Here is a 21692-nt window from a genome sequence, read left to right on the forward strand (position 1 = left end):
AATGCTCCTTACAGTTCACAGAGAGAGTAACGGCCCCATCATAGCACCGTAGGTGGTGCTTTAGGTGTTCCAGCGTTCGTCGGCGCCGGTGACGCGTTCGTCGAAGCGCGTGCGGGCGGCGTCGTAGTCCTGCTCGGGCAGCTGGTAGAAGTACACGCGCGGCAGTACTCCCTCGACGCGGTCGAGGTAGGTGCCCATGAAGTCCGCGAGCGCGTCGTTGCCGTCGAGGGCCTCGGCGCTGACGTAGACGAACAGCGGCCTGGACAGCGGGTACTCGCCCTCCTGCGTGGCTTCGCGGGAGGGGGAGACGCCGTCGACGAGGACGTTGTCGATCAGGTCGCGGGTTTCGCCGTCGGTGGCCAAGTAGTTGCCAACGCCCATGAAGCCGATGCCGTTGGGGTCGTCGGCGATCCAGCCGGACAGCTCGTCGATGTCGTCGGTGGCCTCGTAGTCGTCGCGGATCGTGTCGCCGTCCAGCACCTTGTCCTTGAACACCTCGAGGGTGCCTGAGCCGTCCGGGCGACCGTAGAGTGCGATCTCCTCGTCCGGCCAGGACGGGTCGATGTCGGACCATTTGCTCACGGAGGAGTCCTTCGACCAAATGTCGTGGAGCTGCTCGGTGGTGAGGTCCTGGGCCCAGGTGTTGTCGGCGTGCTTCACAATGGTCACTGCGTCGAGCGCGATGGGCAGCTCGATGAACTCGATACCATTGTCGCTGCACTGCTGCTGGAACTCCGCCGGGATGGCCACGGAGGAGTCGTTGAGGTCGGACTTGCCGTCGCAGAACGCCTCGAACCCGTCGGTGGAGCCGTCGGCGGAGATGCGCACGTCGTGGTCGGTGCGGTCCGCGATGAAGGAGGTGATCGGCTCGACGGTGGCGGAACCGGTGACGCGGATCGCGCCGCCGGAGACCGTGTCGTTGCCGCTCTCGGCGTCGCTGCCCGCGCAGGCGGTCAGGCCGGTCGCCGCGAGGGAGAGCGCGGCGGTCAGTGCGATGAATTGCTGCTTCATACGTGCTGTGCCTGCCTTACTGGTGCTTCTTGTTGGCTTCGTTGCGGAACTCACGGAAGAAGGTGAGCACGTCGCGCCAGCGCGGGCGGGTCATCTCCAGGTACTCCGGGATGCGGTTAAGCTCCTCCAGCTGTTCCGGCGTGAGGCGCTCGTGGTCCGTCTTGCGGCGCATCTCGAGCTCGGCGCGCAGGACGCTCGTGGTCTCTTCGAGTTCGTCGATGAGCTGCTGGAGTTCGTTGTTTGGCGCGTCGGCGTCGATAAGCTTCTGGGCGCGCTGGCCGGACTTGGACTGGGCGTTGTCGGGGGTGGTCATGGTGGGTTCCTTAGAAGAAGACGTTGGTGATCAGGACGGCGAGCAGCGGGAGGGCGAAGAAGACGCCGCCAACCCAGATGAAGACGTACCACTTGTTCTTGTCGGCCAGGGTGGCCAACCAGTCCGCGCCCTTCGGTGGCAACGCGCGTAGGAACGGCAGGGACATGATGACGAGTGCGCCGAAGACGTTGAACATGGTGTGCACCAGCGCGCCCTGCATCGCGGACTCTGCCTCCACGCCGGAGGCGGAGAACGCGGCGATGAGGCCGGTGATGGTGGTACCGATGTTGGCGCCGACCACGAACGGGAACAGCTCCTTGACCTTGAACTTGCCGGAGGCAGCGAGCGGGACGGTCAGGGAGGTGGTGGTGGAAGAGGACTGGACGGCGGTGGTGATCACGGCACCGGAGAGGATGCCGGTGACCGGGCCGCGGCCCAGCGCAGCGTGCAGCATTTCCTGGGCGCGGCCGACCAGCAGTGCGGAGAGCATCTTGCCGATGAAGCCGATGACCACCAGGATCAGGGCCACGCCGCCGACGGCGAGGACGATGCCGCCCCACACGTCGCCCAGCGGGCTGACGATGAGCTTGGCCAGGTTGACCAGCGGCTCGGTGATCGCGTCGACACCGTTGCCGATCGCGTCGAAGATGCCGGCGAGCACGCCGTCGCCCTCACCCGAGAGAGAGCCGGCGAACACACCGGAGACCTTGGACAGGAAGCCGGTGAAGATTTCCAGCGGGAAGAAGATGGCCAGCGCGAGCAGGTTGTAAAAGTCGTGCACCGTGGCCATGGAGAAGGCGCGGTGGAACTGCTGCTTGTTGCCGGACAGGCCGAGTGCCACCAGCGTGGAGGTGACGGTGGTGCCGATGTTGGCACCGAAGAGCATGGGCACCGCCACCTCCAGCGGCAGGCCACCGGCGATCATGCCGACCGTAATAGAGGTGGTGGTGGAGGAGGACTGCATGATGGCGGTGGCGAGAATACCGACCGCCAGGCCCACGAACGGGTTCTCGGCGAAGGAGAACAGTTCCTTCGCCTGGTCGCCCGCGGCCATCTTGAAGCCGGCGCCGATCATGCCAACGGCGTTGAGGAGCAGCCAAATCGCCAGGATGACGGAGATCCACTCTGCGGCCTTCTTGGCGGTGCCGCTCAGCGGCAGCCAGCCGAGCGGGTCGGCGGTCGGCTCGTCGTCCGCGTTCTTTGGCGCGTCCGCTTCCGCGTCGGGTTTCGTCTTGGTGGCAAGGGCGGTGCTGCCGGTTGCCGCCTCGCGCGCGCCGGTCTCGGCGTGCTTGGCATCTCTGCTCATGTGCGCTCTCAATCAACGTCGTATGGACTTGGTCGAGAGTGCACCTTAGGAGCAAGAAGCGGAATTGCTGTGTATTTCTGGTTAACTTCCGGGGAATTGTATAAAGGTAGTCTAGCTATGTGAGAACTGGCTCTGGTACAGCTCGTAGTACGCGCCCTTGCGTTCGAGCAGCTCCACGTGCGTGCCCTGCTCCACGATCCGCCCGGCCTGCATCACCAGGATCATGTCCGCGTCCCGGACGGTGGACAGGCGGTGCGCGATGACAAAGGATGTGCGCTGGGCCCGCAGTGCGTTCATCGCCCGCTGCACCAGCACCTCGGTTCGCGTATCCACCGACGAGGTTGCCTCGTCCAGGATGAGGATGTCCGGCTGCGAGAGGAACGCGCGCGCAATGGTGATCAGCTGCCGCTCGCCCGCGGAGATGGAGCCGCCGTCCTGGTCCACGATGGTGTCGTAGCCGTCGGGCAGCGCGTGCACGAAGCGGTCCACGTAGGTCGCCTTCGCGGCCTCGATGACCTCCTCGTCCGTCGCGTCGAGGCGGCCGTAGCGGATGTTTTCCATGATCGTGCCCTTGAACAGGACCGCGTCTTGCAGCACCATACCGATCTGGCTGCGCAGGTGGGGGCGCGTGAAATCGCGGATGTCGTGGCCGTCGATAAGGATTGCCCCCTCGTCCACGTCATAGAACCGCATGATGAGGTTGACCAGCGTCGTCTTGCCCGCGCCGGTCGGCCCCACGATCGCGGCGGTCTGCCCCGGCGCGACGCGCAGCGAGAGGTCCTGGATCAGCGGCTCGTCGGTGTAGGAGAAGGACACATCGCGGAACTCCACCAGGCCTTCGGGCCGCGCGCTTGTCGACGCCCCCTCGACATCCGCCACCTCTTCCTCAGCGTCGAGCAGCTCGAAGATGCGCTCCGCCGACGCGACGCCGGACTGGACCATCTGCATCATGCCGGCGATCTGGCCGAGCGGCTGGTTGAACTGGCGGGAGTACTGGATGAACGCGGTGGCGTCGCCAAGCGTCATGTGTCCGTTGGCCACGCGCAGGCCGCCGAAGACGGCGATGGCCACGTAGGAGAGGTAGGACACGAACTGCATGATGGGCTGCATCGAGTTGGACAGGAACTGCGCCTTCTGCGCGGCGCCGGTGAGCTCCTCGTTGCGCGCGTCGAAGGTGCGGCGCAGCTCCTCGGTGCGGCCGAAGATGAGCGCGACGTCGTGGCCGGAGAAAGCCTCCTCAACCTGGCCGTTCACGGCGCCGGTGGCCTTCCACTGTGCGGCGAACTGCTTCTGCGAGCGGGTCCCCACCACGCCCATCGCCACCGCGGTGAGCGGGATGGCCAGCAGCGCGAGCAGGGCGAGCTGCCAGGACAGCCAGAACATCATGACGATGATGCCCACCAGGGTGATCACCGCATTGAACATCTGCGACAGCGCCTGCTGCAGCGCCTGCTGGACGTTGTCCACGTCGTTGGTGGTGCGGCTCATCACGTCGCCGCGCTGGCGGGAGTCGAAGTAGTTGAGCGGCAGCCGGTTCAGCTTCGTCTCGACCCGCTCGCGTAGGTCGTAGACGGTGCGCATGGTCAGGCGGTTGAGCAGCGCGCCCTGCGCCCACATGAGGACGGAGGAGCACAGGTACAGGGCGAGGATGACAATGATCAGCTCGCGCAGGTGGTCAAAGTCGATGCCCTCGCCGGGCCGCAGGTCCATCGCCTCCGCCATGTCGGCGAAGCGGTCCTCGCCGGCGGCGCGCATGCCCTCCACCGCCTGCTCCTTGGTCACCCCGCCCGGCATGCGGGCGGAGATCGCGCCGGAGAAGATCACGTCCATCGCCCGGCCCATCACGCGGGGCGCGTACACCGACAGCACGACCGATGCGGCGTTCATCACAAAGACCGCGATCAGCGCGATCTTGAACGGCGCCAGCAACCCGATCAGCCGCTTCGCCGAGGGCCAAAACTGTTTCGCCTTCCGAGGCTCTTGCTCACTCATGCCTGCACCGCCTTCTGGCTCTGCTCAATTTCCCGATACGTCTGGCTGCTTTCCAGCAGCTCTTCGTGGGTGCCGCGTGCCACGATCTCGCCGGCTTCCATCACGAGGATCTGGTCGGCACCGCTAATCGACGCCACCCGTTGCCCCACCACAATCACAACCTTGCCCGCGGTGTACTCGGTCATCGCGGCGCGCACGCGCGCGTCCGTGGACGCGTCGAGCGCGGAGAAGGAATCATCAAACAGGAACACGTCCGGCTGCGCCACCAGCATGCGCGCGATGGAGAGGCGCTGGCGCTGCCCGCCGGAGACGTTCGTGCCGCCCTGCGAGATCTCCATGTCCAGGTCGTCGACGAAGTCGGCCTGCGCCGCGCGCAGCGCGTTCCACAGCTCCTCGTCCGTCGCGTCCGGGTTGCCCATCCGCAGGTTCGAGGCGACGGTGCCGCTGAACAGCCAGGGCTTCTCCGGGACCATGGAGACACGCTCGACGATGTCGGGGCGGGCCAGGTTGTCGATGGGGGTGGCGTCGAGAAGCACTTGCCCCTCGGTGGCCACATGCAGGCGCGGGATGAGGCTGAGCAGCGTCGTCTTGCCCGAGCCGGTGGCGCCGATGATCGCCGTGGTCGTGCCCGGGCGGGCGGTGAAGCTCACGCGCTTGAGAACGGGTGCGTCGGCGCCGGGGTAGGTGAAGGTGACGTCGCGGAACTCCACCTCACCGGTGCGGGCGGTGGGGGAAGTAGGGCGCGCCGGCTCGACGATCTGCGGGGCGTGGCCCAACACCTCCGCCACGCGGCGGGCGCACACGATCGCGCGCGGCAGCATCATCAGCATGAACACGCCCATCATCACCGCCATGAGGATCTGCATGAGGTACTGCATAAACGCGGTGAGCGCGCCCACCTCTACCAGGCCCTCGTCCACGCGGTGGCCGCCGAACCAGAGCACCGCTGCTGTCGCCAGGTTCAGGATGAGCATGATGACCGGGAACATGGTCACGAATACCCGGCCGATATTCAGGCTGAGTTTAGTGATCTGCTGATTCGCGTCTGTGAACCGCTCGGTCTCGTAGTCCTCGCGGGCGAACGCGCGGACCACGCGGATGCCGGCGATCTGCTCGCGCAGCAGGACGTTGATTGCGTCCAGCCGCTTCTGCATCTGCTTGAACAGCGGCATAAGAATCGCCACGATGACGCCCACCACGACGGCGAGCACGACCACCGCCGTGACAACGAGCCAGGACATCCCCGCATCCTGGCGCAGGGCCATGATGATGCCGCCGATGGCCATGATGGGTGCGGCGACCATGAAGTTCATGAACAGCAGGAATGTCATTTGCACCTGCTGGACGTCGTTGGTGCCGCGGGTGACTAGGGTGGCGGTGCCGAAGCGGGCCATGTCCTCGCTGGTGAAGCCCGATACTCGGTCGTAGACGGCGGCCCTGATGTCCCGGCCGGTCTTCATGGCCACCTGGGAGGCGAACCACACCGCGCCGATGGCCGCCACGATCTGGATGAGTGCGACGATGAGCATGCGCAGGCCCACGTTCCAGATGTAGGGCACGTCTGCGCGCGCGACACCGTTATCAATAATGTCTGCGTTGAGGTCCGGTAGGTACAGCGTGGCGAGGGTGGTAACCAGCTGGAGTATGAGCACCGCGAAAATCTCACGACGATAGCGAGCGAGTCGGCGGAACAGATCCATCTAGTCTCCTGAATTCACAGAAACGGTCTTACCTCGCAGCTCGATCACGCTGCGTGCCAACCACGGCAGTGACCAGAGCCAAAAGCGCCAGAACCATAGTTGGGAAAGCGAATCGTCTCTCGGGCTCAAGGTCCACCCACTTTCCAAGCGAAACGTGAGGCAACCAGTTCGAAGCACGTTCGGACAGCATTGAGGCTAGCAGGGGTTCTGCAACAACGAAGTAAGCTACGAGTGCAACCAAAACGACGACCCACCGTCTTAGCAGTGTTGCTGCCGCAAATGCGATCACGGCAACGGTGGCGTAGAGAATGGATCCGCCCAGGATGACGGTACCAAGGGGCGCTTCGGGGGTGAGGCTTGGTACTTCGGCTTGCCTCAAACCTGTCGTCAACCCGGCGATCGATAATGCGGTTAGGATTGCTCCGGTTATTAACGACAAAAGTACCAGAGATAGCGCCCGAACGGCGAAGATCGTTCTCAAACGCCGCGCCGCGACCGCAATATTGAGCAGAGCGCCCGATGAGAGCTCGCTTCCAGCGAAAAGAACGCCGTGGAGTGAAGCGGCAAGTGGCGCTAGTAGATAGATCGAGGTTGCGGCGAGATCCAGCTTCTCCGGATCTTCTGAGTCGGGCCCGAGTGCTGCCGTGGTGTCGATCGAGACCGCACCGGCATCTGAGGAGGCCCCGCTTGATGCCATGACTGCGGCGTATGACAACAGTGCGGTTAGTAACGGCACAACTACGAGTAGAGCAAAGACTCCCGGATGAAGTATCCACCTTCTGGTTTCGACTTTGACCACCGTCTTACGGTCTGCCGTGTGCATGAAACTGATCCTCCAAAGTGTGCTTCTTCGTCTCCAGATTCAAGACCGGAATGGAGTGCTCCTCCATTAGGGTCCGTAGGGTTTCGACATTCTGATCGTCCACCTCCAGCACGCCAGGGCTGTGCGAGCCAGTTCGGACACGCCGATGATCAATGATGGAACTGATCGCCTCACTCAGTTCCGGCGGATAATGTACTAAGAAAGTTTTCGCTTCCCCCACGTAGCTAGCGAGCTCACCAGCAAAAATCATTCTTCCGCGTTCTAGGTGGATGATGTGGGAGCAAAGGGTTTGAATTTCATTGAGGTCGTGGCTTGAGATTAAGACAGTGCGTTCGTCAGTTGGTAACTGCTCTATGAGGTTTCGCATAAGCAGGCGCCCCTGGGGATCTAAACCGTTCATTGGTTCGTCAAGAATGGTCAGGAGTGAACCATTAATCAAAGCAGCACCAATTTGCACCCGTTGACGGTTTCCAAACGATAGCGTCCGAACTTTTCTCGACGAATACTCACCCAACGACAGGGATTTAATCACGTCCTTGACTTCCTCGTCCGTTCGCCCAGTCAGTTGACCAAGGTATGTCAAAGTTCGTTTGACTGACCAGCGCGGCCAAAGCGCCATTGCGTCGATTGCAGCTCCAGTCCCGCTCCCTATAGTTTCGCTGGAGGCGAGGTTTTTCCCGAAGAACTCGATTTCCCCGTGGGAAGGGCGTTCGACTCCGGCAATAAGGCGTAGAAGTGTGGACTTTCCGCTACCGTTCGACCCCACAAGACCCACTACTGTCCCTGCGGGGACCTCTACATTGATGTCATCGAGTGCGAGAGTCGAACCATACCTCTTGCTAAGATTAGAAAGTTTTACAGCGACTTGAGGTGTTTTCATCTAAGTACCATTCGTAGGCAAGTAGCCCCGCTTGTAATCGGGGCTACTTCGTAGGTGGTTAGGGCGCAACTTTAGCTAGTTGTGTCATGTCTAGGGACTTTTTGGACAAGGAGTCCAGGAAGTTTTTGGACAGGATGTCTAGTAGCTTTTTGGACGCCTGCAGCGGTGGAATAGCCGGATGGCTATTCCACTACACAAGCGCAGAAAGGTCGCAGATTTCGATCCTGCTCGTGACGGCAAAACGATCACACAGTTTTGCAAAGAACTGGGCATCTCGCGGCAGACGTACCACAACATCAAAGACCGGATAGCGCAAAAGGGGCGATCCGGCATTGTGCCGGATTCGACTGCCCCGAAGCACCCGGCCGGAAAGTTTGGAGACCACGACAAGATCGCCGTCGTCCACGCCAGGCAAAAGCTGATGGAACAGGGCTTGGATTACGGGCCTTGGTCGATCTACTACTTCTTGTTCGACTCCGTCGGTGCCGATCGCACCCCTTCACGTTCCACAATCGCCTCATGGCTCCATGAGCTGGGGTTTGTCGACGTTAATGCCCGCAAACGGCCGAGGAGTTCCTATAGACGCTTCGCCCGTGACTTCGTCGGTGAACTCTGGCAGATCGATGGACTGGTCTACCGCCTCTTCGACCATGCTCACACGCTCGTGACGATTTACCAGGTCATCGACGACGCCAGCAGATTCGACGTCGGAACCAAAGCGTTCGCGTTACCGGAAAACGGTACTGATGCGCGCACCGTGCTTGCCGAAGCGTTCGCCACCTACGGCAAACCCCAAGAGATCCTTTCTGATAACGGCGACGCGTTTGCCACCTACCACCGCGGATACCTCACAGCGACTGAAACATGGCTCGCCAGCGAAGGCGTGCTCGCCATTGCTGGATTCGCGCCGACAACCCAAGGCAAAGACGAACGCTCCCACCGCACATTGACCCAGTTTCTCGACGCTCGCCACCCAGTAAGCCTTGCCGAGGTCAACACATACCTCGCTGAGTATCGGCACGTGTACAACGAACGACGACGGCACCAATCACTGCTGGTCGGCAAGATGCACATCACTCCACGCCAGGCTTTCGAGACCTTCCCCAAAGCACCTTCGCCCACGCAGCCGCTTGATCCAGATCAAGTCTGGGCCCGCGTACTTGCCTACAACAAGGCGCACAACCCGCAGGCAGCAAACGAAGTGAGAAACGGCCCCGGGGAAGCGGCAACTTCACCCGAGACCAGCACCGATGACATGGCAGCTTCACACGGCATACCTGGCACCGATACCCCAACACTAACGGTGCCGACAACACAATCAACAAACGATTGGGGTATCCCAGATACGCTCCGCGTGAGCAAAGACGGTGTCGTTCGTGTGTGTAGCTACGGGCTCTACATCGGCCTAAGATTCAAAAACCGCGAGCTCTACGCCACGGTCACCAACGACGATATCGCGGAGTTCTTCACGGCCCACGACGGTGAATTCCTCTTCAGCGTGCCACTGCCAGTCACACTGAGCCACAGGCCACCAGGCGGGCAGATCAACATCAACCTCGTTGAAGGAATGAAGCACCGCAAGCCGCCACGGATGAACCCGAAACTCGCCAAGCCCCGACCGAAACGCAGACCACAAATATGACCCGCTAGAAACTGTCCAAGAACTCCATGGATTCCGTGTCCAAAAAGTCATTGGACTCCTTGTCCAAAAACTCTATGGACATAACAAACTTTAGCTAGTTGCCGTAGCTGGCGCAGACGTAGAAACCGATGCTGATGCAGCCTCCCATTCGCGGATCAAGTTCCGGTCGAACCTTGAGCAGGGGACCCTCAGCCTCACGACCATCTTCGGGTAGCTCGAATTCGCGCGTTGTGAATCGCAGTCCGTCAGGAACTGGCACTCCGCGCTCTCGCAAAGTCTCGAGATTGGCGGTCTTTGCAGTAAGCTCCTTCCTTTTCGCATGGGTGGGGAGCTGAGCGACATCGTTGATGTAGCCGATGAACCCATCAGAAGCGATAACTTCGATGAAGTCATCGATTTGCTTCGTGATCGTTTCCTTGTTGATGCGAAGCTCTACCTCGGCGATCTCGCTGTCGATCTTGTTGAACGTGGTATTTACGGACATGGTGAAGTATTTACGGACATGGTGAATCCTTTCTGGTATTGCAATGATTTGCTTGGGGTGAACAAAGGGAGTCATCCGATGTTGGCGAACGAGCGAATTTTCTCGAGCCAGGACTTATTGTCGTTAGTTCCACTGACGAGTCTGAAGTTCACTAGAAGTGAGATTCTGTCTCCGTTAGTGAGATAGAGGTTCAGGGGCTTACCAAGATCCCTAACGAATCCGAGAGAGGGAAATCCGCCTCGGCTACCGCCCGCTGTGAAGCGCCCATACTCGGGTGTGAACTCGACGTCAACATCCTGGATATCAGTGGGCCACAGAGTCAGCCAGTCACCAAGGACCAATTTCTTCTCGTTGAGAAAGATTTCGCCTTGGTGCGGAAAAAGAGCCGCCTGATTCGCAAGCCCGAACAGTCGTCGACCAGCATCATTCGACTCGAGCTCAGTTTTAGTTGCGCCGTGAAAACTGGCTCTATCCGTGAATTTCTTAGTCACTTCCACAGGTGCACCTCTTAAGCTAGTGCCGCGTCGCTGTCGAACGTGTAGGTCACTTTCCTGACCCCGTCTGACAAGAGTTTCGCCACGCAAAACAGAGTGGGTCGGCCGTCGCCAAACCGCGAACGTTGGATCTTCAGGCCCTCAGGCACATGGATACCTCGATCTTCTAACTCATCTTCGTCGAGGATCGTGCCTCGAACGAACTCGTCGCGTTCCTGAACCGGTAGCGCATACAGTTCTTGCAGCATCGCGACAAACTCGTCCCCGGTCACAAAATCTCTGATCTCGAGAAGCCCCTGCTTTGCTTCCTGTCGGACCATCTCCTGGCTCAATGGGGGCATTGGAGCGTCTTCCTCGATTACCGGGTAGTCGATCCGCTCCATTTCGAACGGGGCAACGTTTTCCTTGTCCAACGTGTACTCCTTTCTATTTCCGATGACTTCAGTGGGGAGGGCGACCGTTTGACCGCCATCCTCAGTTTAAATTACCGGGTCCGATCCGGGTATCGGCCAACTGGACATTTAAAAATTTGGCCAAGTAGCTATGAATCCTCAGTTGCCCGAGTGTGTGTTGACGAGCTAGAATTGCGCAATGTTCCGCCTGTTTCTTGCTGGTCAAGGATCTTTGCGACTAAAAGGGGGCGTCACTTTGGAGCGCGTAGTCTCAGATTCGGGTGACGGTCCCTTTTGGGGGTCAGACGTGGAGCGACCTCATCTACCTTGCGTCAATCTGCTTGATCGGTTTCGTCTCACTGAGCGGAGCTAGCGAGCAAAGTCGGGTGGCGTTAATAGCGCTAATCGCATTGATGATCGCGCTGCAATTTCAACGCAAACGACATCCCTTTCTGGTTCTTTTTCCGCCAGCAGTTTGTGCTCTTTTTGCAACTAACGTCTTCTTTCTTCCGACCGTGTTCAACTTGGCACTGCGTAAGCGAGGATGGGGCAGTTTCGCGGCTGTGGTCGCTGCCTTCGTCCTCTGCCGAGTCGGGTGGTCGGAGAAGGAAACGATCGTCACTGTTCAGGCGGGTGAGAAGGAAACCAATGATCCAACTATTGCCTGGCTGGTTGAAGGCACGGTTCTCGTCATTGTGCCGTTCCTGGCTGGGCTGGTTATTTCCTACAATAGAAATCTGGTTGAGTCGTACCGGGTGATTGCGCAGCATAAAGAGCTAGAGCGGCAAAGGGTGGCTACAGAGGCCGTCCTCAGGGAGCGAGCCCGGATCGCCAATGAAGCGCACGATCATGTTGGCCATAAGCTAGCGTTGTTGTCACTGCAAGCGGGTGGCCTCGAGGTCAACTCCGAAGCTGGCCCCGACGTGATCAAGGAGAACGCTCAATTGATACGAGAGACCGCGGTAGAGACGTTAGCGGACCTCAGAGTTCTTATTGACCGCTTGGACGATGCGTCGGCTTTCCAGGCCCCCGAAGATTTAGCTGCGATCGTGGCTGAAAATCGGAGAAGCGGGGCCGACATTACGCTGAACACTAGATCGCTTCGCCAGGTGGATGAAATGCCACGGGAAATGCGCCAGCTCGTCTCGCAAGTAGTTCGAGAGGCTCTAGCCAATGCTAGTGTTCATGCTCCACAAAGCCCGATTTCTGTTGAACTGAGTGGCAGTGAAGGAGGCGAATTACAAATCTATATCCAGAACTCCGTGCGTGAGGTTGAATCGGGAGATCTAGTTAAGAAGCGCCGTGGGACGGGTTTGAAACGGGTAGAACGGCGAGTAAGCAAGTTCGGTGGCGTTGTGCGGTTTGGAGAACGGTCCGGTCGCTTTGAACTACACGTTATAGTCCCTTGGCCCAAATCGGTGATCGCGTAGGGAAACCATCGGATGATACGTGTGTACCTAGTGGATGATGATCCGATGGTTCGCCGGGGCTTGAAGTTCATACTCCAAGCGACCGACGATATCGAAGTTGTCGGCGAAGCAGGAAGCGGTGCTGAGGCTATTGATCAGCTTCTGAGTCTGCGTCCCGACGTGGTTGTTCTGGACGTCCGGATGCCAAACGTTGCAGGCCTTCAAGTTGCCGAATCGATTCTCAAGACTGGGCATAGCCAAGCAATATTGATGATGACTGCATTCGATAACGAATCGACCGTCATGGAGGTCCTTGAGGCCGGTGCTATCGGGTTCCTATTGAAAGACGCGCCTCCTGAATCCGTAATCCAAGCAATTAGGGACACCTCCGCTGGCAAGGTCACTCTTTCCCCTCGTCATACTCGCATCCTGCTTGACGCGTACACCCGGGACGGCCAGGTTAATCGGCGGGTTCAAGCTCAACAGGCCCTAGCGGGCCTTAGCGAAAGGGAAACGGAAATAGCGATCTTAGTTGCACAGAGCTTAACTAATCAGGAGATAGCGAGAGCGATGTTGTTATCAACCGCTACGGTCAAAACCCACTTGACGAAGATTTTTGATGAACTCGGAATCAATAACCGCGTTCAACTGGCACTCTTGGTGAGGGAAGCTGAGCTTATCTGAAGTGCGGCCCTATCCACATTCCTCGGCCTCTGGACTTCTGCTACTTTGTGCAGATCCCCCAGGTTGGGTATTCGCAGCTGACCTCGGGTTTGAGATCCGAAACCGATCCTGAGAAGGGCGCGGCCGGCCAGTACTGCTTGGAATACCTGCCGAGCAGACGGATGAGAAGCATTTGGGCCCCTTGCGCGCGGAAACGACAACGGCGAATAGAAACGGTGCAATGCTAGCACCGGATCAGGCGGGGCCTTGTACCTCAAGGGGCCGGCACTCGCCGGCCCTCCCAGAGATACCTAGGGCACCTGCGGCACGTTGCGGGCGTGCTCGACCATTTCCTCCCACTCGACGATCTTCTTGCGCTCGCGCGGCAGGGCAGACTGCTCGCCCAGTTTGCGCTCGGCCTCGTCCAGTCGGTACCAGCCGTCCCAGGTGGTGTAGGGGATGTTGCGCTCGTCGAGCAGCTCGAGGATCTCGTCCGGGCCGGTGTGCGACGGGGTGGCCAGCTTGCCGGCGTCCGCGTCGGCGATGAGCATGTCGGTGGTTTCCTTCGCGTCGGACTTGGTGTTGCCGATCAGGCCGATCGGGCCGCGCTTGATCCAGCCGGTGACGTAGAGCTTGTCCTCAAAGCCGGCGCCGTCCTCGATGGTCTCCAGGACGTGGCCGCCGTCGTTCGGGATGACGTTGCGCTCCACGTCGAAGGGCACGCCGTCGACGGGCTCGGAGCGGTAGCCCACCGCGTGGTAGACCTGCTGGACTGGCCAGTCGGTGAACTTGCCGGTGCCCGTGATGCCGCCATTGCCGTCCAGCTCCTGGCGCTCGGTGCGGAGGCCGGTGATGGCGCCGGAGTCGTCGGTAAGCACCTCGACCGGCTCCTCGAAGAAGTGGATGTAGATCTTGTGCGGCGCGTCGTCCGGCTCGCGCATGGCGTACTGCTCCAGGACCTGGCAGTTCAGGTCGACGGACTTGTCGGCGCGGCGGACTTCTTCGCTGGTGGCGTCATAATCAATGTCCTCCGGGTCGACGAGCACCTGGATGGTGTCGGAGAGGTCCATCTCGCGCAGCTCCTTCGGGGTGAACTTGGCCTGCGCGGGGCCACGGCGGCCGAACATGTGGACCGTCTCCGCCTTGTTGTTCTTCAGGGACTCGTACACGTTGTCCGGGATCTCGGTGACCAGGAGCTCGTCGCCGGTCTTGGCCAGGATGCGGGAGATGTCGAGTGCGACGTTGCCCACGCCGATGACGGCGACCTCGCGGGCGTCCAGGTTCCAGTCGCGCTCGAAGCGGGGGTTGCCGTCGTAGAAGCCGACGAACTCGCCGGCGCCGATGGACTTCTCGCCGCCCGGGATGCGCAGCTCGCGATCGCGCACGGCGCCGGTGGAGATCACGACGGCGTCGTAGTAGTCGCGCAGCTCATCAATGGTGATGTCGCGGCCGATGGTGATGTTACCCAGCAGGCGCAGGTGCGGCTTGTCCAGCACCTTGTGCAGGGACTTCACAATGCCCTTGATACGCGGGTGGTCGGGCGCGACGCCGTAACGGATCAGCCCGAAGGGGGCGGGCATCTGCTCGAAGAGGTCGACGTGGATGTCGTGCTCATCGTTGCGGAGGAGGAGGTCGGAGGCGTAAATGCCGGCGGGGCCGGCGCCGACGACGGCGACGCGCAAACTCATTGAGGGTGTCCTTTCAAGGTAGGGAACCGTTAATATTGGACCAATATAGCGTATAGACAGCTTGGTCTAAAAATGGGTTGGTGTCAAGGGGTGCGGGGGCGGCGTGGCGTCGATAAGCGAACCGCTCGGTGCGATTTGGAAAACATTCAGGCAAAAACCTCTGGATGAGATGGCAAAAGGAAATAGTACTTGCCGTAGACCGCTCAGTACGGCAAACTCGACCGCACGGAAATTTAGTGCCGCACACCATAGACCGTTCGGTCTGTGCAGTAAGGAGGAAGGCATGCCAGCATCGACGGCGACCCGCGCCGAGAAGGAGCGCACGAAGAAGCCAGAGGGGCAGTGGCTTATCGACGGCACCGAGCCCCTCAACCACGACGAGGAGCTCAAGCAGCGCGAACCCGTCCTGGAGGTCAAGCAGCGCGTCATTGACACCTACGCCAAGGGCGGGTTTGACTCGATCGACCGCGAGGACCTGTACCCGCGCTTCAAGTGGCTCGGCCTGTACACGCAGCGCAAGCAGAACCTCGGCGGCGAGCACACCGGCGAGGACAACTCGGTGCTGGAGGACAAGTACTTCATGATGCGCATCCGCTTCGACGGCGGCATCTGCTCCACCGAGCAGGCCCGCGTGGTCGGCGAGATCTCGCGCGACTACGCGCGCTCCACCGTGGACCTCACCGATCGGCAGAACATCCAGCTGCACTGGGTGCGCATCGAGGACGTGCCCACCATCTGGGAGAAGCTTGAGTCCGTCGGCCTGAACACGTGGGACGCCTGCGGCGACGTGCCGCGCGTGGTCCTGGGGTCCCCGGTCGCGGGCATTGCCAAGGATGAGATCATCGACGCCACCCCGGCGATCCGCAAGATCCAGGAGATCGTCACCAACGAGGAGTTCCAGAACCTCCCGCGCAAGTTCAAGACCGCCATCTCCGGCAACGCGCGCCAGGACGTCGTCCACGAGATCAACGACGTCGCCTTCATCGGCGTCGAGCACCCGGAGCTCGGCCCCGGCTTCGAGTGCTACGTCGGCGGCGGCCTGTCCACCAACCCGATGCTCGCGCAGTCCCTCGGCGCCTTTGTCGCCCTCGAGCAGGTCCCCGAGGTGTGGGCCGGCGTGGTGCGCATCTTCCGTGATTACGGCTACCGACGCCTCCGCAACCGCGCCCGCCTGAAGTTCCTGGTGGCCAAGTGGGGCGTGTCCAAGTTCCGCGAGGTCCTGGAGAACGAGTACCTGGGCTACGCGCTTCCCGACGGGCCGAAGGCGCCCACCAACCTCATCGACCGCGACCACATCGGCGTGCACGAGCAGCGCGACGGCAACGTCTACGTCGGCGTCAAGCCCACCCTGGGCCACATGTCCGGCGAGCAGCTCATCGAGGTCGCCGAGCTGGTCGAGCGCTACGGCTCCACCTCCATGCGCTTCACCCCGTTCAAGGAGCTGCTGATCCTTGACATCGCCCCGGGTAAGGCCGAGGCGCTGCAGGCGGACCTGGAGAACCTGGGCCTGTACTCCAAACCCAGCGAGTTCCGCCGCGGCCTGCTCTCCTGCACCGGGCTCGAGTATTGCAAGCTCGCGCACGTGACCACCAAGTCCCGCGCCATCGAGCTTGCAGACGAGCTGGAGGAGCGCTTCGGCGACCTGGACAGCCCGATCACCATCTCGCTCAACGGCTGCCCAAACGCCTGCGCCCGCCACCACGTCTCCGACATTGGTCTGAAGGGCCAGACGGTGACCAACGCGGACGGCGAGCGCGTCGAGGGCTTCCAGGTGCACCTGGGCGGCACCGTCGGCGAGGGCGCGAACTTTGGCCGCAAGCTGCGCGGCCACAAGGTGGCGTCGACCGAGCTCACCGAGTACGTCACCCGCGTCGTGCAGAACTACGTGGACAACCGCGAAGAGGGCGAACTCTTCCGCGAGTACCTGTTGCGGGCCGACGAGGAGCAGCTGCGATGAGCTTTCGCCGCCAGCCGAACCCGAACCGCAACCACCCGACCTTCTGCCCATATTGCTCGGGCGAGGGGCTGTGGCCGGATGAGGAGACCGAGTTCGCATGGAAGTGCGATGCCTGCCTGCGTATCTTCGAGGTGAAGTTCTACGGGCAGGACGACCCGGACCACGCCCCCGCGCCCGCGCCGTCCACCCCGCAGGCACTGCAAGATTCACTCGCTCGCCACGGGCACACCGCGGTGGCGCGCAACACTGGAGGCACGAAATGATCAACCTTTTGCAGGGCGACAGCTCGCAGTACAAAAACCCCGAGGTCAGCCCCGACGGCCCGACCACGACCGCACCGCTCGACGAGGCTACCGCCGCGCGCAACGCCGAGCTCGTGGACAAGTACGCCGCATCGCTTTACGACGCCACCGCGGCCGACATCCTCACCTGGGCCCACGAACACGCGCCGGGCCCGCTCGTGGTCACGCTGTCCATGGAGAACACGGTTCTGGCGGAGCTGTCCAAGCAGTTCCTGCCGGGCGCCGACTTCCTCTTCCTGGACACCGAGTACCACTTCGCGGAGACCCTCGAAGTGGCGGACAAGGTGGAGCAGCGTTATCCGGACAACCGCCTGGTCCGCGCGACCGCGCAGCTGAGCCGCTCCGAGCAGGACGAGGTGTACGGGCCGAACCTGTACCGCCGGAACCCCACCGCCTGCTGCCGGATGCGCAAGGTGGAGCCGCTGGCGGTGCACATGAGCCCCTACGTCGGCTGGATCACCGGCGTGCGCCGCGACGACGGCCCGACCCGCGCCGAGGCGCCCGCGCTGAGCCTGGACAAGACGGGCCGGCTGAAGATTTCGCCGCTGGTGACCTGGACGCTGGAGGACACCGACGCCTACATCGCGGACAATGACCTGATTATCCACCCGCTGACCACTCAGGGCTACCCCTCGATCGGCTGCGAGACCTGTACGCTCCCGGTGGCCGAGGGCGAGGACCCCCGCTCGGGACGCTGGGCGTTTGCGCAGAAGACCGAGTGCGGCCTGCACACCGACTAGATCGCTGGAACCTGGGACAAGGAGTAGAAGGACCACATGACTGTTGCAACGAACGGGGAGCGCGCCGGCAGCGGTGCGCTCTCGCCGCACCTGAAAGAGCTGGAAGACGAGTCGATCCACATCCTGCGGGAGGTCGCTGGCCAATTCGACAAGGTTGGCCTGCTGTTCTCCGGCGGCAAGGACTCCTGCGTTGTCCTGGAGCTGGCGCTGCGTGCCTTCGCGCCGGCGACGGCGCCGATCGAGCTGCTGCACGTGGACACGGGCCACAACTTCCCGGAGGTGCTGGAGTTCCGTGACAGGGTCGTCGAAAAGCATGGGCTCCGCCTGCGCGTGGCCGAGGTGCAGGACTGGATCGACCGCGGTGACCTGCAGGAGCGCCCCGACGGGACGCGCAACCCGCTGCAGACCGTGCCGCTGGTAGAGACGATCGCCGAGGTGGGCTACAACGCCGTGCTCGGCGGCGCGCGCCGCGACGAGGAGCGCGCCCGCGCGAAGGAGCGCGTCTTCTCCGTGCGCGACTCCTTCGGCGGCTGGGACCCGCGCCGCCAGCGCCCCGAGCTGTGGGATCTGTACAACGGTGCGATCCTGCCCGGCGAAAACGTGCGCGTGTTCCCCATCTCCAACTGGACTGAGGCGGACGTGTGGGAGTACATCGGCGCGCGTGGCATCGAGCTGCCGCCGATCTACTTCGCGCACGACCGCGAGGTGTTCAACCGCGACGGCATGTGGCTCACCGCCGGCGAGTGGGGCGGGCCCCGCGAGGGCGAGACGCTTGAGACGCGCCGCGTGCGCTACCGCACCGTCGGCGACATGAGCTGCACCGGCGCCGTTGACTCCGACGCAACCACGATCGACGAGGTCCTCGCCGAGATCGCCAATTCCACCCTCACCGAGCGCGGCGCAACGCGTGCCGACGACCGCCTGTCCGAGTCCGCCATGGAGGACCGCAAGAAGGAAGGTTACTTCTGATGACTGCCGCAACCCCGACCACCGCCACCGACCTTCTGGCCTCGCGCCAGACGCTCCGCCTGTGCACGGCCGGCTCCGTCGACGACGGCAAGTCCACCTTCGTCGGCCGCCTCCTGCACGACACGAAGTCCGTGCTCGCCGACCAGCTCGCCTCCGTTGAGCAGAGCTCAGCGGACCGCGGCTTCGAGGGCCTGGACCTGAGCCTGCTCGTGGACGGCCTCCGCGCCGAGCGCGAGCAGGGCATCACCATCGACGTGGCCTACCGCTACTTTGCCACCGACAAGCGCACCTTCATCCTCGCCGACACCCCCGGCCACGTGCAGTACACCCGTAACACGGTGACCGGCATGTCCACCTCCCAGGTGGTCGTCCTGCTTGTCGACGCGCGCAACGGCGTCGTCGAGCAAACGATTCGCCACCTCACCGTGGCGAAGCTCCTGGGCGTGCGCACCGTGATCCTCGCGGTGAACAAGATCGACCTGGTCAACTACTCCGAGGACACGTTCACCCAGATCAAGGACACCTTCGAAACGAAGGCGCACGAGCTGGGCATCGAGCAACCCATCGTGGTGCCGATCTCCGCGCTCAAGGGCGACAACGTGGCCGAGCGCTCCACCAACATGGACTGGTACACCGGCCCGACGGTGCTCGAGGTGCTCGAGGACGTGCCGGTGAACTCCGGCCGCGCCCTTGACCTGGACTTCCGCTTCAACATCCAGTACGTGCTGCGCGAGCACGCCAGCGACTACCGCGCGTACGCGGGCCGCATCAACGCCGGCACCATCCACGTCGGCGACACGGTGACCGCGCCGCACGGCCGCACCACCACCGTCGCGGGCATCGACACCGCCGACGGCGAGGTGGAGTCCGCCCGCGCGGGCGAGTCCGTCGCGCTGCGGCTTACCGACGAGATCGACCTGGTCCGCGGCGACCTCCTCGCAGCCGGGACCCGCCCGGAGCCGGTGCGTGAGTTCACCGCCACCGTGGTCGGCCTCTCGGAGAAGGACGTCACCCCGGGCAAGGCCGTGAAGCTGCGCTACGGCACGGCGCTCGAGCGCGCCCGCGTGGTCAGCGTGGACCGCGTGCTGGACCTGGACTCCGCGGACAAGGATGTCCTCGACCCGGACGCGGTGCGCCTCAACGACATCGCGCACGTGACCATCCAGACCGCCGCCGAGCTCCCGGTGGAGGACTACGCCGCCCGCGGCGCGGTGGGCAACTTCCTGCTCATCGACAAGTCCTCCGGCAACACGCTCGCCGCGGGCCTGGTGGGCGCGCGCCTGCGCTAGATCGGTGTCGCCATGGTCGCCCTGCTCACGCTCTCGCACGGTTCTCGCCACCCGCGGGCCCGCGACGGCGTGCGCGCGCTGACCATGGCGGCCGCCGACCGGCTCGGCGTCACCAGCGCGGACGCCCACCTCGAGTTCGACGAGCCCGACCTGGAGGGCGCCGCGCGGCACCTTGCGTCGCTTGGCCAGGACCGTGCCATCGTGGTCCCGCTCCTATTCACCGACGCCTTCCACGCCCGCAACGACGTCCCCGCGCACATGCGGGCCGCCGCCGAGTCCCTTCCGCTCACCCGCGCCTCCAGCATCGGGCTGGGGGAGGACCTCGTCGGGGTGCTCGCCGAGCAAGCGCTTGCCGACGCCCCACCCCACGCCCACCTCGTCATCTACCCAGTCGGCACGTCCGACGCGGAGCAGGCGGCGCGGTACGAGGGGGTGCGCGGTGGCGTCGAAAAGCGAACTGGGCGCCCAACGTCCCTCATCGCCGCGACGCGCGGCGGGCCGGACATCCTGGCCGAGCGCGCGGCGCAGACCCCCATCCACCTACTCCCGCTCTTCGTCTCGGACGGCCTGCTCCTGGACCAGGCGCGGGCCGCCCTGCACCCGTTCCCCGAGGCCACGGCCTCGCAGCCCCTAACCACGGCGCTCGCGGACATTGTGGCCGACCGCTACCGCGCGGCGCTGGAAGGAGAACCCCATGTATAAATTCAGCACGCTGCTGCTCATCGCGGTCGCCGGCCTGGCGGCGCAGCTTGTAGACGGCGGCCTGGGCATGGGCTTCGGCGCGACCTCCACCACCATGCTGGTCATGCTTGCCGGGCTCGGGCCCGCCGGCGCGTCCGCGGTGGTGCACACCGCAGAGCTGGGGACCACCCTGGCGGCGGGCGTGGCGCATTGGCGCTTTGGCAACGTGGACTGGAAGGTCGTGGCGTCGATCGGCGTGCCGGGCGCGGTCGGCGCGTTCATCGGCGCGACCGTGCTCTCCAACCTGTCCGCCAACGCCGCGCAGCCGGTGATGTCGCTCATCCTGGCGCTCATCGGCCTGAACCTGATGATCCGCTTCTCCCGCGGGATCACGCAGCGAAAGCTTTCCGCGAAACCGCACTCGGTGCCGTTCCTCGGCGGGCTGGGCGTGTTCGGCGGGTTCGTGGACGCGACCGGTGGCGGCGGCTGGGGGCCAGTGACCACCTCTACGCTGCTCGCCGCCGGGCGCAGTGAACCACGCCGCATCGTGGGCACCGTCAACACCGCGGAGTTTCTGGTCACCGCCGTCGCGACCGCAGGCTTTGCCATCGGTATGTGGGACGACCTGGTAGCCAACCTCGCGGCCGTAGGTGCGCTGCTCGTCGGTGGGGTGATCGCCGCACCCATCGGGGCGTGGCTGGTCTCGCGCTTGAACCCGATCCTGCTCGGAGGGGTCGTGGGCACGCTCATCGTGGTGTTGAACCTCCCGAGGGTGCTCGCCGCGTTCGACACACCCGACTGGGGTCTCTGGGTCGCGCGCATTGCGGTGCTCGCGGCGGGGGCGGCACTGTCGTGGCGCGGCGCGCGACGGGCGGGGGCGGCGAAAAACAATGAAGCGGGCGCGCCGGTTCCCGTTGAGAAACCGGCAGCGCCCGCTACCGTGCATGCGGCCTAAGG

21 protein-coding genes are annotated in these 21692 nt (G+C 62.9%); 10 read left to right on the forward strand and 11 right to left on the reverse strand.

Features of this window, described 5'->3' with window-relative positions; genetic code table 11:
• Positions 1-60: 60 nt before the first annotated feature.
• The 7 genes from CKJ84_RS08375 to CKJ84_RS08405 all read right to left on the reverse strand — a co-directional run bounded on the left by CKJ84_RS08375 (position 61) and on the right by CKJ84_RS08405 (position 8025).
• Positions 61-1011, reverse strand: a complete 951-nt coding sequence (locus CKJ84_RS08375; protein WP_095546632.1) for a substrate-binding domain-containing protein — start codon at positions 1009-1011, stop codon at positions 61-63.
• A gap of 16 nt (positions 1012-1027) precedes the next feature.
• Positions 1028-1324 (reverse strand): hypothetical protein, encoded by a 297-nt coding sequence (locus tag CKJ84_RS08380; RefSeq protein WP_095546633.1) that lies wholly within the window; start codon positions 1322-1324, stop codon positions 1028-1030.
• Between the two features lie 10 nt (positions 1325-1334).
• Complete coding sequence (locus CKJ84_RS08385) at positions 1335-2630, reverse strand: Na/Pi symporter (protein ID WP_095546634.1); 1296 nt, start codon at positions 2628-2630, stop codon at positions 1335-1337.
• Between the two features lie 111 nt (positions 2631-2741).
• A complete protein-coding gene (locus CKJ84_RS08390; protein WP_095546635.1) occupies positions 2742-4622 on the reverse strand; it encodes an ABC transporter ATP-binding protein in 1881 nt (626 codons plus the stop codon).
• Positions 4619-6322: an ABC transporter ATP-binding protein gene (locus CKJ84_RS08395; RefSeq protein ID WP_095546636.1), complete on the reverse strand. Its 1704-nt coding sequence runs from the start codon at positions 6320-6322 to the stop codon at positions 4619-4621. Before CKJ84_RS08395 ends, CKJ84_RS08390 begins: the two co-directional genes overlap by 4 nt.
• 28 nt (positions 6323-6350) lie before the next feature.
• On the reverse strand, positions 6351-7145 hold the full coding sequence (locus tag CKJ84_RS08400) for an ABC transporter permease (protein WP_038592731.1): 795 nt from the start codon (positions 7143-7145) through the stop codon (positions 6351-6353).
• Positions 7126-8025, reverse strand: a complete 900-nt coding sequence (locus CKJ84_RS08405; RefSeq protein ID WP_095537489.1) for an ABC transporter ATP-binding protein — start codon at positions 8023-8025, stop codon at positions 7126-7128. Before CKJ84_RS08405 ends, CKJ84_RS08400 begins: the two co-directional genes overlap by 20 nt.
• Before the next feature lie 178 nt (positions 8026-8203).
• On the opposite strand from CKJ84_RS08405, the gene CKJ84_RS08410 reads away from it, so the two are divergent.
• Entirely contained in the window at positions 8204-9667 is a 1464-nt protein-coding gene (locus tag CKJ84_RS08410) for an integrase core domain-containing protein (RefSeq protein ID WP_095546637.1), read from the forward strand.
• Between the two features lie 94 nt (positions 9668-9761).
• Here CKJ84_RS08410 and CKJ84_RS08415 read toward each other — a convergent pair whose 3' ends face one another.
• Genes CKJ84_RS08415 through CKJ84_RS08425 form a run of 3 tightly spaced genes read right to left on the reverse strand, consistent with a single transcriptional unit; the run spans position 9762 to position 11058 of the window.
• The gene (locus CKJ84_RS08415) at positions 9762-10226 is read right to left on the reverse strand and encodes a hypothetical protein (protein ID WP_133064030.1); all 465 of its coding nucleotides are present in this window, start codon (positions 10224-10226) and stop codon (positions 9762-9764) included.
• Positions 10223-10648: a hypothetical protein gene (locus CKJ84_RS08420; RefSeq protein WP_095537491.1), complete on the reverse strand. Its 426-nt coding sequence runs from the start codon at positions 10646-10648 to the stop codon at positions 10223-10225. The genes CKJ84_RS08415 and CKJ84_RS08420 overlap by 4 nt, the downstream gene beginning before the upstream one ends.
• 11 nt (positions 10649-10659) lie before the next feature.
• Entirely contained in the window at positions 10660-11058 is a 399-nt protein-coding gene (locus CKJ84_RS08425) for a hypothetical protein (RefSeq protein WP_095537492.1), read from the reverse strand.
• Between the two features lie 392 nt (positions 11059-11450).
• On the opposite strand from CKJ84_RS08425, the gene CKJ84_RS08430 reads away from it, so the two are divergent.
• Together CKJ84_RS08430 and CKJ84_RS08435 are read left to right on the forward strand one after the other, a co-directional pair.
• Positions 11451-12467, forward strand: coding sequence for a sensor histidine kinase (locus tag CKJ84_RS08430; RefSeq protein ID WP_133064823.1), 1017 nt, complete (start codon positions 11451-11453; stop codon positions 12465-12467).
• A gap of 12 nt (positions 12468-12479) precedes the next feature.
• Positions 12480-13130, forward strand: a complete 651-nt coding sequence (locus tag CKJ84_RS08435) for a response regulator transcription factor (RefSeq protein ID WP_095546638.1) — start codon at positions 12480-12482, stop codon at positions 13128-13130.
• 290 nt (positions 13131-13420) lie between these two features.
• Here the strand turns inward: CKJ84_RS08435 and CKJ84_RS08440 are convergent, their stop codons facing one another.
• The gene (locus CKJ84_RS08440; RefSeq protein ID WP_095537495.1) at positions 13421-14797 is read right to left on the reverse strand and encodes an FAD-dependent oxidoreductase; all 1377 of its coding nucleotides are present in this window, start codon (positions 14795-14797) and stop codon (positions 13421-13423) included.
• A 283-nt stretch (positions 14798-15080) separates the two neighbouring features.
• Here CKJ84_RS08440 and CKJ84_RS08445 point away from each other — a divergent pair, with 283 nt between their 5' ends.
• The 7 genes from CKJ84_RS08445 to CKJ84_RS08475 are packed head-to-tail and all read left to right on the forward strand — an operon-like array spanning position 15081 to position 21690.
• Positions 15081-16754: a nitrite/sulfite reductase gene (locus tag CKJ84_RS08445; protein ID WP_095546639.1), complete on the forward strand. Its 1674-nt coding sequence runs from the start codon at positions 15081-15083 to the stop codon at positions 16752-16754.
• A complete protein-coding gene (locus CKJ84_RS08450) occupies positions 16751-17017 on the forward strand; it encodes a hypothetical protein (RefSeq protein ID WP_095546640.1) in 267 nt (88 codons plus the stop codon). The genes CKJ84_RS08445 and CKJ84_RS08450 overlap by 4 nt, the downstream gene beginning before the upstream one ends.
• Positions 17014-17796, forward strand: a complete 783-nt coding sequence (locus CKJ84_RS08455) for a phosphoadenylyl-sulfate reductase (RefSeq protein ID WP_095546641.1) — start codon at positions 17014-17016, stop codon at positions 17794-17796. Before CKJ84_RS08450 ends, CKJ84_RS08455 begins: the two co-directional genes overlap by 4 nt.
• 36 nt (positions 17797-17832) lie before the next feature.
• On the forward strand, positions 17833-18765 hold the full coding sequence (gene cysD, locus CKJ84_RS08460; protein WP_095546642.1) for a sulfate adenylyltransferase subunit CysD: 933 nt from the start codon (positions 17833-17835) through the stop codon (positions 18763-18765).
• Positions 18765-20054, forward strand: coding sequence for a sulfate adenylyltransferase subunit 1 (locus tag CKJ84_RS08465; RefSeq protein ID WP_095546643.1), 1290 nt, complete (start codon positions 18765-18767; stop codon positions 20052-20054). The genes cysD and CKJ84_RS08465 overlap by 1 nt, the downstream gene beginning before the upstream one ends.
• Before the next feature lie 12 nt (positions 20055-20066).
• Positions 20067-20756, forward strand: coding sequence for a sirohydrochlorin chelatase (locus CKJ84_RS08470; protein ID WP_095546644.1), 690 nt, complete (start codon positions 20067-20069; stop codon positions 20754-20756).
• Positions 20749-21690: a sulfite exporter TauE/SafE family protein gene (locus tag CKJ84_RS08475; protein WP_095546645.1), complete on the forward strand. Its 942-nt coding sequence runs from the start codon at positions 20749-20751 to the stop codon at positions 21688-21690. Before CKJ84_RS08470 ends, CKJ84_RS08475 begins: the two co-directional genes overlap by 8 nt.
• Positions 21691-21692: the final 2 nt, after the last annotated feature.

This window comes from Corynebacterium sp. NML 120412, from assembly GCF_002285155.1.
In the GTDB taxonomy this organism is placed as follows: domain Bacteria; phylum Actinomycetota; class Actinomycetes; order Mycobacteriales; family Mycobacteriaceae; genus Corynebacterium; species Corynebacterium gottingense.

What these genes read in the sequence shown, in the direction of transcription:
- CKJ84_RS08375 (WP_095546632.1), bottom strand. Translation starts at nt 1,011, where the DNA reads ATGAAGCAGCAATTCATCGCACTGACCGCCGCGCTCTCCCTCGCGGCG.
- CKJ84_RS08380 (WP_095546633.1), bottom strand. Translation starts at nt 1,324, where the DNA reads ATGACCACCCCCGACAACGCCCAGTCCAAGTCCGGCCAGCGCGCCCAG.
- CKJ84_RS08385 (WP_095546634.1), bottom strand. Translation starts at nt 2,630, where the DNA reads ATGAGCAGAGATGCCAAGCACGCCGAGACCGGCGCGCGCGAGGCGGCA.
- CKJ84_RS08390 (WP_095546635.1), bottom strand. Translation starts at nt 4,622, where the DNA reads ATGAGTGAGCAAGAGCCTCGGAAGGCGAAACAGTTTTGGCCCTCGGCG.
- CKJ84_RS08395 (WP_095546636.1), bottom strand. Translation starts at nt 6,322, where the DNA reads ATGGATCTGTTCCGCCGACTCGCTCGCTATCGTCGTGAGATTTTCGCG.
- CKJ84_RS08400 (WP_038592731.1), bottom strand. Translation starts at nt 7,145, where the DNA reads ATGCACACGGCAGACCGTAAGACGGTGGTCAAAGTCGAAACCAGAAGG.
- CKJ84_RS08405 (WP_095537489.1), bottom strand. Translation starts at nt 8,025, where the DNA reads ATGAAAACACCTCAAGTCGCTGTAAAACTTTCTAATCTTAGCAAGAGG.
- CKJ84_RS08410 (WP_095546637.1), top strand. Translation starts at nt 8,204, where the DNA reads ATGGCTATTCCACTACACAAGCGCAGAAAGGTCGCAGATTTCGATCCT.
- CKJ84_RS08415 (WP_133064030.1), bottom strand. Translation starts at nt 10,226, where the DNA reads ATGACTCCCTTTGTTCACCCCAAGCAAATCATTGCAATACCAGAAAGG.
- CKJ84_RS08430 (WP_133064823.1), top strand. Translation starts at nt 11,451, where the DNA reads ATGATCGCGCTGCAATTTCAACGCAAACGACATCCCTTTCTGGTTCTT.
- CKJ84_RS08435 (WP_095546638.1), top strand. Translation starts at nt 12,480, where the DNA reads ATGATACGTGTGTACCTAGTGGATGATGATCCGATGGTTCGCCGGGGC.
- CKJ84_RS08440 (WP_095537495.1), bottom strand. Translation starts at nt 14,797, where the DNA reads ATGAGTTTGCGCGTCGCCGTCGTCGGCGCCGGCCCCGCCGGCATTTAC.
- CKJ84_RS08445 (WP_095546639.1), top strand. Translation starts at nt 15,081, where the DNA reads ATGCCAGCATCGACGGCGACCCGCGCCGAGAAGGAGCGCACGAAGAAG.
- CKJ84_RS08450 (WP_095546640.1), top strand. Translation starts at nt 16,751, where the DNA reads ATGAGCTTTCGCCGCCAGCCGAACCCGAACCGCAACCACCCGACCTTC.
- CKJ84_RS08455 (WP_095546641.1), top strand. Translation starts at nt 17,014, where the DNA reads ATGATCAACCTTTTGCAGGGCGACAGCTCGCAGTACAAAAACCCCGAG.
- cysD (WP_095546642.1), top strand. Translation starts at nt 17,833, where the DNA reads ATGACTGTTGCAACGAACGGGGAGCGCGCCGGCAGCGGTGCGCTCTCG.
- CKJ84_RS08465 (WP_095546643.1), top strand. Translation starts at nt 18,765, where the DNA reads ATGACTGCCGCAACCCCGACCACCGCCACCGACCTTCTGGCCTCGCGC.
- CKJ84_RS08470 (WP_095546644.1), top strand. Translation starts at nt 20,067, where the DNA reads ATGGTCGCCCTGCTCACGCTCTCGCACGGTTCTCGCCACCCGCGGGCC.
- CKJ84_RS08475 (WP_095546645.1), top strand. Translation starts at nt 20,749, where the DNA reads ATGTATAAATTCAGCACGCTGCTGCTCATCGCGGTCGCCGGCCTGGCG.